Raw genomic sequence first — 13,980 nt, 5'->3', positions numbered from 1 at the left:
AAGCCAATTGAAAATCATTGTGATAGAGGACGAGATGGATATCTTGCGTGGACTTCACGATACTTTGGAAGTCCTTGACCGGCGCATAGAGCATTTGATTACAGCGCGAAGTGCGGAGGAGGCCATCAAGCTCATTGATCAGTACAGACCTGATATTATCGTAACTGATATCGTTCTCCCTGAAATGACAGGACTTCAGATGCTGGAATTGATGGAAGGGATGAATGGTTACAACCCAAAGGTGCTCGTTATTAGCAGCTATAGTGATTTTCATTTTGCTCAGCGAAGCATCCAATTGGGCGCGAGTGATTACATCTTGAAACCAGTCGATAAGAGTGGTTTCGGTCAGAAGGTCGTTCACATGCTTGATTTAATTGAGGAAGAAAAAACTACACAGCAGTACGTGAGTGAGCAAGTAGGATTAGCGAAATTTGGTTCAAGATTTCTAAGGGATAAGTTTGTACTGAGCCTTTGTTTGCACAAAACAACCCTTCAAGAGCATATTTTCCATCAATTACGAATCTGGCAACTGGAGTGGCTGACCAGCAGCCCCTACTATGTCCTTTCAATCAAAAAAAACAGTGAAGCACAAAATGATGTGGAAATGGAGCTAGACCATTTTTCAATTGGTAATATTGCTGAAGAATTGCTCGAAAAGTTTCCCATGTCGATTCTATTTCGAAATGTCAGAACGCAATGGACTATTATTACATCCTACCCCGACGTTCATCATTTGGCTGAAATGATTCAAGAGCAAATCTTTTGCTATCAGAAGTATCGCGTTGTACTGGGCGTAAGCGACAGGATGAATGCCTTTCAAGATATGTCATCTGCTTTTACACAATCTTTGCAAGCCTGCAAGCTACCTCTTAACGATAACAATCAAGAAATAATCTATTATGCTTCTCTCATGCATGACACGAATGAGGTACACGATTATCCAGCCTTATTGTCTACTTGTATATTGGCGGGTGATATTAAACAAATGAGTAACTATATTGGAGTGGCATTAAACGAACTGGCTTATATGGATGAGGTTCGTAGCTTTGGTGAATTATCAGCCAAGGCTTACCAGTTTATCCTGCAAGTATATACCGATTTAAGTGAAAAAACAGATAAACAGCATCACTTTTCACCAATTGAACTATGGGAAGAGATGGATAAGCTATCGAGTATAGCGGATATGAAACGATATATCTATGATTTTTTCCTGGAAAAATATTTATATTTTAAAGAGGAAGAACATATAGGAGAGCATTTTATTGTTGGAAAGGCAAAGCAAATTATGGTCGAGAAATTCAATTCAGCCTTATCCTTGCAGCTTGTTGCTGATGAATTAAAAGTTCATCCCGTGTGGCTCAGCCACTTGTTTAAGCGAGAGAGCGGGCAGAACTTTCTGGATTACCTGACCGAGCTACGTATAGATGTTGCCAAGCAGCGCCTGAGAAATTCGAATAAAAAAATTTATGAAATTACATTAGAAGTCGGGTATCACGATTCTCAACATTTTGGCAAGCTGTTTAAAAAACGTACAGGAGTAACTCCAAGGGAGTACCGCTATTCCAAATGAAAAAAATAACATGGCTTCCTAAAATGACGTTATTCAAGAAAAATTTTATTTTACTCTTTCTATCCGTCTCGTTATCGATTATTGCGCTGGGCGTATTATCCTATTACAGCTCAAGCAAACAGATTGAACAAATATCATCCGCATTTTTAGAAAATAATCTGCAGCAAAATAGCGAGCGCTTGAGGGATTTTTTTCGAGAGGTACAAGATAAATCTGACAAGGTAATAGGCAATAACAAGCTGCAAATGCTACTGGAAGAGCAATTGAACAATAACTATAACGAGCAATACTTTATTAATGCCTTGTTTCCTATCATGGAAGAAATGGAGAATCCATTTCAGTTAACCATTTACCCAGTGGGAATTGAAGCCTATAAGAACTATTTAAACAGGATACAGTCTGACGGTGTTGATAAGGAAACATACTGGTACAACAAGTCCTTACAGCTGGAGGGGACGCCGTTTTGGCAGGCGCACACATTAGATAGGGATTCTGCTCTGCCAGCAGGGTTTACATTTATTCGCACTATCCGCTCCTTAAAAAGCTTGGAGAAGCTGGCAGTTCTAACGATTGACGTACCGGAAGAATTGCTGAGCAAGAAACTCATTAAGCCGCCACAATATGAGCGATATAGTTTTCAGATGATAGATGAGGACAATAACGTTATTTATGCGGATGAAAGGCAACATATTGGGAATGTATCCAAGGGGCAATTAGTGAATAATAAGGTTTCCGGTGGTTTTCATATAAATGTCAATCATGTGGATCACATGCTAGTAGCGTTTTCAGCAATAGAGGACACCAATTGGTCACTAGTTGCAATGATACCTAAAGCAGATTTGCTTGGACCTATAAAAGTAATACGGGAATTTTCCATAATTATTATTGTCGTGAGTCTAGTCGTCATGTCTATTTTTTTAGCTTTAATTACGAATAAATTTACAATGCCTATTCGTCTGGTTGTTCAATTAATGAAAAAGGTGCAAATGGGTGAGTTAGCTATTATTTACCAATTTGTTACACGAAGCGATGAGATCGGCCAACTGGCAAGAGGATACAATTCGATGGTTGGCGGGATGAGGGAACTTATTAGCACGACTAAACAAGTGGAAGAAGAAAAGCGCGAGCTTGAAATGAAGATGCTTATTAATCAGATCAACCCACACTTTTTATACAATACACTGGACTCCATAAAATGGAAAGCGGATCATTCAGGGAATAAGGTGATCTCGGAAATGGTAGCCTCACTTGCTAACCTGCTGCGGTTTAGTATAAGCGGTGGAGAGCTATTTGCGTCTGTAGAGAGAGAAATGGAGCATGTCAAATCATTTATTAAAATCGAACAGATGAGGAGCAATTATTCCTTTCAAGTGATTGTCCAAATCCATCCTTCAATCTCGCATATGCCCATTTTACGATTAACACTGCAGCCCATTGTAGAAAACGCAATTAAGCACGGTACGAATCGATTGCAGGATGGAATCGGGAAAATCGTGATCCAAATGTTTCGACAAGACGATTTGCTGCTTTGTGTTGTGGAGGACAATGGACCGGGCGCAAGTAAGCCAATTCGGCTCGATAGAATTCACGATGTTATTCCTGCTGGAGAGAGTGGTTTAGGATTATATAATGTAAATCGGCGCATGAATATACAATATGGCGAACGTTATGGCATTACTGCAGGAAATATAAGCACCAGTGGCTTCCGAGTAGTTTTGAAGTACCCTGTTCATTGACCTGATGTGGGCTGCCTTAAAAATACACCATAAAACATTGAAACTGTCGTGTTTTTTGAGTTCAAGCATTTTGTTATGATTTATTTGTAATCAAAACATAGGTGCGAGGGGAGTAGATAGAAGGTATGAAAATATGGAAGAGTGTCGTAATGATCTTAAGCTTGTCTCTAGTTGTTATGGGATGTCAGACGGGATCAGAATCTGAGAAAACAGACCGGGATGGGAATCAAGCTGATGAAAAAATTAAACTCACCTTATGGGCGGGAACGGGACTGAAAAATGTTGAAGGTGAAGACAGTCCCAATTATGGCGACTGGGAACGTGCAAAAGCGAAGAAATTTTCAGAAATACATCCCAATGTCACCATTGAGATTGTCTCTATTCCATGGGGAGAAATCGAGCAAAAAGTCAATGTAGCAGTGGCAGGCAACAATCCGCCAGATATCTTGTTTGATAACGTACCAATGAGAATTATGAAGCATGCTAAAAATAATCAATACGAACCGCTCGATGAAGTGATTGCGGACCAGAAGCAGGACTGGAAACCTGAATATTTGGCAACGGGTATGGTCAATGATCAATTGTACGCGTTGTCACTATATACGCAACCAAGCGTCTTGTTTATAAACCAAACACTGTTTGAAGCAAAAGGATTGGGGCATCTCATTCCGGATAACAGAGAGTGGGATTGGATGCAATTAAAGGAAGCTTTAAAGCAAGTTGTAGATAAGAATGTTTATGGTACAGCATTTTTTGCAAAAAACAATCAATCCGATCAAGTCAATGCTGCTTGGCTATTGTCTGGCGGTGCCAGCTGGGCGAACGATGATTTTACAGAATATTTGTTGAACCGTCCTGAAGGTGTGGAAGCGCTATCGTACATGTTGAGCTTAATGGATGAAGGATTAGTTGCTCCAGGAGCTTCTTCTATGCAGGCGAGTGACTCCATTGAGCTGTTCAAGCAAGGAAAACTGGCCGTCATCTATAATGTTCCGGAAATTTATGGCCATGTTGCTGGCAGTGATGTTAAGCCATATGGCATTGTGCCGATCTTCAAAAACGGGACGAAGCCAAGAATGCTGAATACTGGAGAGAATGGCTATGCATTGTTTAAGCAAAAGGATGAAAACAAGCGTAAAATGGCCCTTTCTTTTATTAAGTTTTTGACAGAGCCAGAAAACGTTAAAGCCATTTCTAAAAATGTGCTAGGTGTGCCAGCCAGGATATCTTCGGAGTATGCGATTGAAAACGAAGATTTCGGTGAGTTGATGAAAAAGATCAAGCCACTTGAGCAGGTCAACCTTGGGAAATCCGTACCATACTACGCAGATTTAAGGCAAAAGTTGTACCCAGAACTGCAAGCAGCATTTCAGAAAAGTAAAACACCTCAGCAAGCACTTGATGATTTTGTGAAATCGGCCAATGCGCTTGCCCTTAAAAAATAGAGGAATAACCTATGACCAAAATAGCAAGATGGATTTTTATTCTTACAACTGGGGTGCCAGCACATGAAAACGCGCAGTACGATATGGAGCTACTTCTTCATAGCGCCAAACTTCATTTTTCTTAGTTTGTTTCTTATTTACCCATTGTTTTACACGATGTATTTAAGTCTGTTTGATGCTGATATCTATTCGCGGAAATTTGTAGGGTTAAGCAACTATTTCGATATTTTTCAAAGTACATTATTTCTCAAGTCCCTTGCCAATACATTCTACTATATTTTACTAATCGTTCCGGCAACAGTTTGTATTTCGCTGATATTTGCTTCTTTGATACAAGGGCTTAATAAAAGGTCAAAGAGCCTTTATCGACTTGTATTCTACTTGCCTGTTGTCAGCACTCCGGTAGTCCTGTCCTTAGTTTGGAGTTGGATGTACAACCCGAGCATTGGTATTGTCAATTACTTGGCAAGCATGATCGGAATAGAAAATGTGGATGTGCTGCAAACGCAGCTTAGTGCGCTTGTTGCAATATCGGTAATTGTCATTACATGGATGGTTGGGCAACCCATTATCTTATACTTATCGGCGATGGATGGCGTATCCCAAGAGTTGTATGAAGCAGCAGAAATAGACGGTGCCAGCCCGATACAACAATTTTTCACGATTACATTGCCCATGATTTCTTATACAACACTATTAATCGTCATTACATCAACTATTAGTGTCTTTCAAATCTTTGTCGTTATTCATCTCATTACCAATGGTGGTCCCTTCCATGGTACAGAATCACTCGTATATACGATCTACCAAACAGCGTTTATATCGCTTGATTATGGGACTGCTTCTGCTCAAAGTGTCGTATTGTTTATTATTATTATACTGATTGCTTTTTTACAATTTAAGCTGTTTAAAACAAAATCGAATTAAGTAGACAAGTTTGGGGTTAACGTAAGGAGCAGCGTTATGAAAATAGTTCGTTATATCAGTCTGAGTGCAGCATCATTGCTATTTGTCTTCCCGTTGTATTGGATGATTACAGGTTCATTGAAAAATCAGACGAGTATTTGGTCAAGACAGCCGGATTGGTTTCCTAAGCAAATCATTTGGGATAATTACATTCATTTATTTTCAACAAAACCGGCACTTAATTGGATATTCAATAGTGTCTTTACAAGTCTTGCAACTGTCTTGTTCGTGTTATTTTTTTCAGCTATGGCTGGTTATGCCTTTGCAAAGCGGAAATTTCCCGGCAAAAACATAATATTTGCATTAGTGTTGGGAACGATGATGATGCCACATCAGGTTACTTTAGTTCCACTGTATATGCTTATCCGCAATTTGAATTTACTAGATAGCCAGATGGGACTTATCTTGCCAGCAATTGCTTTTCCGCTTGGTGTATTTCTTGTCCGTCAATTTGCGTCGACCTTGCCTGATGAAGTGATAGAGGCTGCTAGAATTGATGGCGCCGGAGAGATGCGGTTATTTACGAACATCATCTTGCCATTGATTAAACCAGTGTTAGGTGCGCTAGCCATTTTTGCCTTCATGCAAACCTGGAATGATTATTTATGGCAACTTATCGTTCTTCAGTCAAGCGATAAGCTGACTTTGCCATTAGGGGTATCAACAATGGCTTATGATGAGTTGACCATTAACTACGGCTACGCCATGGCGGGCGCGTCAGTCGCTGCTATTCCGATGATTACTTTCTTTTTATCGTTACAAAAGAGCTTTGTTAAAGGGATTACAATGGGCTCTGTGAAAGGTTAGCGCTCATTTTAACCATAAGGTATGTTTCATATTATTTTAACTACTAGGAGGATAAAAGATGAAATTACGTAATGAACAAGCAGTTGGCGGGATTGTTCCACCCCTTATGACTCCATTATTAGACAATGAGACCTTGGATGAGGTCGGATTGGTCAAGCTTATTCATTATAATTTAGACAATGGTGTTCACGGTATCTTCACAGCCGGTACCTCAGGTGAAGGAGTTATGGTTTCTAGAAAAGTATGGAAAAGGCTCAACGAAATCGTATTACAAGAGGTTGGCGACAGAGTGCCAGTGTACTGTGGCGCAATCGACTGTGGCACCTCCAGGGTAATTGAGAACATAAAAGAATTGGAGCAGCTCGGAGCTAAAATTGTTTATTCCACACCACACTTTTATATGAATACGTCATGCCAACAAGAGATTGTAAGACATTATGAAGTGCTGGATCGTGCTACAGACCTAGACATCATGGTATATGGGCACACAACAGCAACTGGCGTCGATATTAGTACAGAAGCTATTGTGGAGATAGCCAAACTGGATTCCGTGGTGGCCTTCAAGGATACCCGTCCGGATTGGGGAACTCATTTACTGAATTTAATTGCCTTGGAGAACTCCGGTGTCACTGTTTTTGGGGGTGGAGAAGAGATGTTTGTGGCAAGCCTTCTACTAGGCTCACACGGCAATATTTCAGGAATGACCAATATTTTTCCAAAGTTGTTTGTGGATATCTATAATGCCAGCAAGGGAGGAGATGTAGCCAAGGCATACGAACTGCAAAAAGACCTTCTGGAGATTAAAAAGCATATCGGCGGGCCGACATGGCTAACAGGAATGAAATATATAGCTAAAAAAATGAATTTGTTTGCATCAGAGAGGACATCAAGTCCTATTGAGCCATTAAGCAATGAGGATCGTAGAAGGCTGGACGCTCTTGTTGAGCGTTATGTCGTTGTAACATAATATTTTGAAACAAAGAGGTGGCATCTAGATGGAACGTCTTGTACTAACGGATGAGGTCCAATTTTCGAGAATGATACATGGCCATTGGAGGTTGGCGGAATGGAACCTTGGTCCTTCTAAGCTGATGGAGCTCATGCAGTTTTGCATGGAGGAGCAAGGTATCACAACCTTTGACCATGCAGATATTTATGGCGATTATACCTGCGAAGCGTTGTTTGGGCAAGCATTAGCGTTACAACCAAGTTTGCGGTCCAATATGCAAATCGTAACCAAATGCGGGATTAAGCTTATATCGGGTAATCGATCAAATCATGCTATCAAGCACTATGATACTAGGAAATCACATATTATCTCGTCTGTCGAACGATCCCTTATGAATATTAAGACGGATTACATCGATTTGTTATTGATACATCGCCCAAATCCGCTTATGGACCCGGCTGAGGTTGCAGAGGCTTTTGTCCAACTTAAAGAGACAGGTAAGGTTAGAGCCTTCGGGGTGTCGAACTTCTTGCCTGCACAGTTCCAGAACCTTAGCTCCTATTTGCCGTTTCCACTAGTGACCAATCAGCTTGAAATTTCAGTCTCACATGTGAACGCTTTTTCAGATGGGAGTTTGGATCTTTGCCAAGAGAAAAGAATAGCGCCTATGGCTTGGTCCCCTTTGGCAGGAGGACAGCTGTTTCAAGCCACTCACGAAAAAGCTTTAAAGCTGAAGAAAAGGCTGCAAGTGCTTGCGGAAGAGACAAATGCTGAGTCGATCGATCAGGTGATGTATGCCTGGCTGCTGCACCATCCTTCTAGAATCATGCCGATTATTGGATCAGGAAACCGTGAGCGGATCGCAGCGGGAGCAGCGGCACTTCGGATAAAGCTGAGTGACCAGCAATGGTTTGATATTTGGCAAAGCTCTAATGGGAAAGAAGTAGATTAATAAATATGACAGCCTATTACTATGTGATTGTTACTAGTAACAGGCTGTTTTTTCATTCTTCAGCATTTATTAATTGGCTTTCAGCGCTGAAGTAAACCAGTATCGAATAAAAAGAAAAATCTACGACCGAAGCGGTGCTTTGTATTAACATAAACTGCTTAATGTGTTCGATTGTGAAATATAAGTGTTCGATCCTCTCATGTTAAAGTTATGTTTGTCCTTCTATAATTGAGGAGCAGGCTATTTTGAGAGAGAGGTTAGACTATGATAAAAACAAAAGCGAATGCAGTAATTGCTTCACGAATCCCTTACCTGAAAGGTCGATGGGAATCACCTTTAGCAGGTTATTTATTCATTTCTCCCTGGCTGATTGGCTTACTTCTCTTAACAGCGTGGCCTATGCTGCAGTCTCTTTATTATTCATTCACAAATTACACTTTACTAGATGCACCTCAATGGATTGGATTAAGAAACTATGAGCGGATCTTTACGGATGATGAAATATTCGTTCAGTCTTTGAAGGTCACAATATTGTTCGTCGTTTTTTCAGTACCACTTAAGCTTCTCAGTGCTCTTATGATTGCTATCGTCCTGAACAAGAAACTAAAAGGGATTTCATTGTATAGAACGCTTATATATCTGCCGTCCTTGATTGGAAGCAGTATGGCAGTATCCATTTTATGGAAGAATATTTTTGGAATAGATGGATTTCTGAATCGAATCCTGTCCTTCTTCGGTATTGAAGGAGTTAGCTGGATCAGTAATCCATCTACTGCACTTGGGACGTTAATTATCCTTGTTGCGTGGCAATTTGGTTCTTCAATGGTCATTTTTCTTGCAGGCTTGAAACAAATCCCCCTTGAATTGTATGAGGCTTCGTCAGTGGATGGATCTTCTAAAATAAGACAATTTTTTAGTATTACATTACCAATGCTATCACCGGTACTTTTATTCAACCTCGTACTGCAAGTTATTGGTTCATTTCAAATGTTTACACAAGCATTCATTATTACGAAGGGTGGACCTGTAAACTCGACCTATATGTATGCTCTCTACTTATATGATCGCGCATTCTCAAGATATGAGATGGGGTATGCTTCCAGCCTAGCCTGGATTTTACTCATTATTATTGGCCTAGCTACTGCTTTTATCTTTATATCTTCAAAATACTGGGTATTCTATGAGACAGAAACGGAAGGGAGAAAGTAGGCATGAATGTTGCTACAATAAAAACATTTCGTTCCCATATATTTTTAACTGTACTCAGTGTTTTGATGATTTATCCGATAATATGGTGGATTGGGGCTTCCTTTAAATCTAATGAAGAAATGAACTCACCTTCCTTATTTCCGAATGAATGGATGTGGAGTAATTTTACAGATGGCTGGGCAGCATTGCCTAAATATACATTCACACATTTCTACATGAATACTTTTGAAATCATGTTAGGCGTTGTGATCACTTCGGTCATATCTTGTAGTTTAGTTGCTTTTGGATTTGCAAGACTCGATTTTCCACTTAAAAAAGTGTGGTTTTCAATACTTATGATTACGCTAATGCTTCCTACACAGGTTACACTTGTGCCTCAGTATATTATGTTTAATAACTTTGGCTGGGTGAATTCATATCTTCCTTTCTACATCCCCCACTTACTTGCTGGAGGGGTCGGAGGACCTTTCTTTATCTACTTATTAATTCAATTTATTAGAGGAATTCCGAAAGAGCTGGATGAGTCTGCAAAGATAGATGGTTGCAACTGGTTTGGTATTTATTGGAGAATTGTTTTGCCGCTTACAAAGCCAGCTTTAGTTACGGTTACCATATACTGCTTCTTGTGGAACTGGGATGATTTCTTTGGGCACCTGCTCTATATCAATTCCGTAGATAAATACACAGTTGGACTTGCATTGAAGCTATTCGTAGACAGCTCATCAGAGATGCCGTGGGGTCAGTTACTAGCGATGTCACTTGTATCTATTATACCGTCACTGATTATTTTTTTCTTGGCACAGCGTCACTTTGTAGATGGCATTGCCTCTGGAGCAGTTAAAGGATAAAATGAGACAAAAAAAGATGAAAAGCTGCTAAGACGCAGCTTTTTTTCTATTGAAAGGAGCATAGATGATTTGGGTTTGTTTAAACGATTAAGTGTAGGTCGTCTGCTTTTTGGAAGCTTCTTGATCTTTATTACGCTGCTCCTGTTGATTTTTACATGGGTGAGTTATAGCTTAACCTCCAAGGAGCTCACAAATACAACTTCTAAATATCAGCAGGATGTATTGAATGAACTGAACAAGCAGTTGGATATTCAATTAAATGCAATTGAGCAGATATCATTATCGGTGGCTCTTAACATGGACAGAATTGGTTTTGATCATAAGGATTTGGATCCCTATGATCGCCTGAGGAGAAAGAGAGATTTGGAAAAAATGCTCTCTAATATCAGCTATAGCACAACGATGATTCAATCTATTAATTTTTATATGGAGAAGCCTTTTATAACCTCCTTTCAAGATCCTGTTCAGTTCATTGAGTTGGAGAAGCTAAATAAGGAAGAGTGGTTTTCCGACATTCAACATAATGATTATGCGTGGATTTCCACACATCGTATTCATACAAATAATGGAACAAGCAGGGTAGTTAGCTTTGCCCGAAAGTTATATAGCAATTCGGGTAAGTATTATGGTTTATTGTTGCTAAATATCAAGGCATCTGACATAGAAAGTATGCTGCACGGCGAAACAAATAATAGAAGCCGGATGTTAATAGACATTAGCGGGAAAATCATATCCATGATTGGCAGTCCCCTTTTGACAGAATCGATGAAAGAGAGGATCAGTGATTCGATTAGTCAGAAGAAAACGGATAATTTAACTCTAATCAATGAGAAAGAAGCATTGCTCGTTTGGAGTAAGCTGGATTCTGATTGGATGTTGGTTGAAGTTACGCCTTGGAAAGAGATTACACATGCGAGCGTCCGTTTGGCGAAGATCTTCATAGCTTTAGGTTTTTCAGCTATCGTAATCGTATCTATTTTTACTTTATTTCTCTCGAGACAGTTTACAAAACCAATTCTTTTATTAGTTGGAATATTAGAGAGATTACCTTCGAAGTTACTAATTGACGATATTCCTACTGATTATAAGAATGAATTTGGATATTTATTTAATGGATATCGCAAGCAGATGGAAAAGATAGATGAACTTATGGTTTCCCTTAATGAACAGCATCAAAGGCAGCGCGAAGCAGAAATTAAAGCTTTGCAAGCAATGATTAATCCCCATTTTTTATACAATACACTAGATTTAGTGAACTGGATGGCAATTAAATCAGGAGAGCACAAAATAAGTAAAATACTTTCCCTTATGGGCAAGATGTTTCGGGTAGGCCTATCCAATGGAGAAACGATGATTTCGATCGTAGATGAAAAAACTCATATTGAATGCTATTTGCAAATCCAAAAAATACGTCTCCAAGATCATTTAACATACACGATAACAGTAGAAGATAATATGAGGAATCTCTATATCCCTAGAGTTACACTGCAGCCCTTTATTGAAAATGCAATTATTCATGGTTTTCATGACAGAAGGAAAGGAGATATTCAAATTAAAGGGTATGTCGAGAATGATAAGATGGTGTTCTCTATTTCAGATAATGGTGTTGGACTTAAAGAAAATTGGAATGAAAAGAAAGCAATGAAGACTGGAGGCTATGGGATACGCAATGTGGTTGAGCGAATTGAGGCTTATTTTGGAACACCCTTTGGAGTAGAAATATTTAGCATACACAATGAAGGAACTACTGTAATGATTAAACTTCCAATAATAAAACATCAAAAGGTTATGAAGGAGGGATTAAATGTGGAAGGTTCTCATCATTGATGATGATTTTCAAGTTATAGAAGGAATGGAGAGAGCAATTGCTTGGTCTTCTCTTGATGCAGTATGCGTTGGAACTGCAATAGACGGTAAAGAAGGATTGAAGAAGATTCGGGAGCTTCAGCCTGATATTATAATTACAGATATTTATATGCCAATTATGAATGGACTCGAAATGATTGAGCAGTTGCGAGATGAGGATTTTTGCTGCGAGATTATTATATTGAGTGGTTATTCCGATTTCCAATATGCTCGTCAGGCTCTGCGCCTACAGGTAAGTGATTATTTATCTAAGCCATTAACAGTGGATGAATTGAACGATGTACTTGAAAAAGTAGTCAGGTCCCTTGAGGTTAAGGAATTAAATGTACTTGAGAAAGAAGAGATTAAATATCGTCTTATGCGTTATGAGCCTTTTGTGCAGAAGGAATGGTTGAAGGCAGTCGTTACTGGGACGTTCGAAAAGTCACTAATGAACGAGAAATTGAATATAATCGAGCAAAAGCGCTGGCTGCAAAATAAGCATGTCGTGATGGCAATCGAGCTGGTACATACGAATCGTATTTCAAATTTAGCCCTTGCGGATTGGAATTTATTTCGCTTTGCTTTAGAAAATATTATTTGTGAAATATTAAAAGATGATTGGCCAGAGTCAAAATTTGTAGAACTGCATAGTCATCACGTAGCTGTTGTTCTTCATATTTCTCCTGATTTAAGTATAGATACATCACTAAGTAGAATACGTGCTGTTGGAGAACGAATTATACAATGTATATTCACGTATCTTAACATTTTGATTCGGGTAGGGATCGGTGATGTTAAGAGCTTAATAGAACTTTCTGATTCTACTGAACAAGCATTTCTTGATGTATTACAGCAGTCAACGAAACAATATCATACGAAGCAGAGGGTGCATTCAGAGTTAAGTGTCGTGACATTTCGCCCGATTAAATTTTATCAGGATCTTTCTGAAGCAGTTCTATATGCTAAAGAAGATACGATTAACCAAGTCATAGATGAATACCTGCTGCAGTTTAGTCAATTGTCAGAGATAGATTCCGAATATTTGCAGTATTTATGTACAGAGCTTTGGACGATTCTCTCATTTACACTATATAAAGCAAATACATGGTCGGATGAGGTCTTTTCAGAGCTTAACATTAGCCACGAAATTAAAAGCATTCATTCTATTGATGATTTCAGGCATTGGTTAATCGCTAAGATCCAAATTATTTTTACGAATCGTGGATGGTATGAGAACAGGAAGCATAAAGAAGTCGTTGATTTCATGATTGATTTTGTTCATCAGCGTCATGCTGAAGAAGTAACGTTAGAAACGTTGTCCAAGCAACTATATCTATCTCGTAATTATTTGAATCAAATTTTCAAGAAAGCGACGGGAGAGACTTTTACGAATTATTTGATTCGAGTGAGAATGGAAAAAGCGAAGGCACTTCTACTTGATGGTAAGTTTAAAATTTATGAGATATCCGAAATGGTGGGTTATAGGAATGTTCCATACTTCAGTTCCTTATTTAAAAAAAATCATGGTGTCAACCCAAGTGAGATAGGAAAAAGTAAATTGTGATCAATAGTGTAAGAAAACTGTTCAATGCTCATATTTTAGTATTTTCTAATAGCTCCTATAATGAAGAAAGATCAACTGAGAGGAGA

General features: G+C 39.0%; 11 protein-coding genes. All 11 read left to right on the top strand.

What is annotated here, in order from left to right; translation table 11 throughout:
- The first annotated feature begins 7 nt into the window (after positions 1-7).
- The 11 genes from A7975_RS07945 to A7975_RS07895 all read left to right on the top strand — a co-directional run bounded on the left by A7975_RS07945 (position 8) and on the right by A7975_RS07895 (position 13,894).
- Positions 8-1,570, top strand: a complete 1,563-nt coding sequence (locus tag A7975_RS07945; RefSeq protein ID WP_065384726.1) for a response regulator transcription factor — start codon at positions 8-10, stop codon at positions 1,568-1,570.
- Positions 1,567-3,306, top strand: coding sequence for a cache domain-containing sensor histidine kinase (locus A7975_RS07940; protein ID WP_065384725.1), 1,740 nt, complete (start codon positions 1,567-1,569; stop codon positions 3,304-3,306). The genes A7975_RS07945 and A7975_RS07940 overlap by 4 nt, the downstream gene beginning before the upstream one ends.
- 125 nt (positions 3,307-3,431) lie before the next feature.
- The gene (locus A7975_RS07935) at positions 3,432-4,751 is read left to right on the top strand and encodes an ABC transporter substrate-binding protein (RefSeq protein ID WP_065384724.1); all 1,320 of its coding nucleotides are present in this window, start codon (positions 3,432-3,434) and stop codon (positions 4,749-4,751) included.
- A gap of 63 nt (positions 4,752-4,814) precedes the next feature.
- Complete coding sequence (locus A7975_RS07930) at positions 4,815-5,678, top strand: carbohydrate ABC transporter permease (RefSeq protein WP_053376584.1); 864 nt, start codon at positions 4,815-4,817, stop codon at positions 5,676-5,678.
- A gap of 36 nt (positions 5,679-5,714) precedes the next feature.
- The gene (locus A7975_RS07925) at positions 5,715-6,524 is read left to right on the top strand and encodes a carbohydrate ABC transporter permease (RefSeq protein ID WP_053376583.1); all 810 of its coding nucleotides are present in this window, start codon (positions 5,715-5,717) and stop codon (positions 6,522-6,524) included.
- Positions 6,525-6,582: 58 nt separating this feature from the next.
- Positions 6,583-7,491 carry a dihydrodipicolinate synthase family protein gene (locus A7975_RS07920; protein ID WP_053376582.1) on the top strand — a complete coding sequence of 303 codons (909 nt, stop codon included), beginning with the start codon at positions 6,583-6,585 and terminating at the stop codon, positions 7,489-7,491.
- Between the two features lie 28 nt (positions 7,492-7,519).
- On the top strand, positions 7,520-8,425 hold the full coding sequence (locus A7975_RS07915) for an aldo/keto reductase (RefSeq protein ID WP_053376581.1): 906 nt from the start codon (positions 7,520-7,522) through the stop codon (positions 8,423-8,425).
- Between the two features lie 264 nt (positions 8,426-8,689).
- The gene (locus tag A7975_RS07910; protein ID WP_065384723.1) at positions 8,690-9,634 is read left to right on the top strand and encodes a carbohydrate ABC transporter permease; all 945 of its coding nucleotides are present in this window, start codon (positions 8,690-8,692) and stop codon (positions 9,632-9,634) included.
- Between the two features lie 2 nt (positions 9,635-9,636).
- Entirely contained in the window at positions 9,637-10,482 is an 846-nt protein-coding gene (locus A7975_RS07905; protein WP_065384722.1) for a carbohydrate ABC transporter permease, read from the top strand.
- Positions 10,483-10,551: 69 nt separating this feature from the next.
- Positions 10,552-12,309, top strand: a complete 1,758-nt coding sequence (locus A7975_RS07900; RefSeq protein WP_065384721.1) for a cache domain-containing sensor histidine kinase — start codon at positions 10,552-10,554, stop codon at positions 12,307-12,309.
- Positions 12,287-13,894 carry a response regulator transcription factor gene (locus A7975_RS07895; RefSeq protein ID WP_053376577.1) on the top strand — a complete coding sequence of 536 codons (1,608 nt, stop codon included), beginning with the start codon at positions 12,287-12,289 and terminating at the stop codon, positions 13,892-13,894. The genes A7975_RS07900 and A7975_RS07895 overlap by 23 nt, the downstream gene beginning before the upstream one ends.
- Positions 13,895-13,980 lie beyond the last annotated feature (86 nt).

Source organism: Bacillus sp. FJAT-26390 (assembly GCF_001682865.1).
Taxonomy (GTDB): Bacteria; Bacillota; Bacilli; order Paenibacillales; family Paenibacillaceae; genus Pristimantibacillus.
Note: the sequence above shows the minus strand (reverse complement) of the source record. Positions and strands in the feature narration are given on the sequence as shown.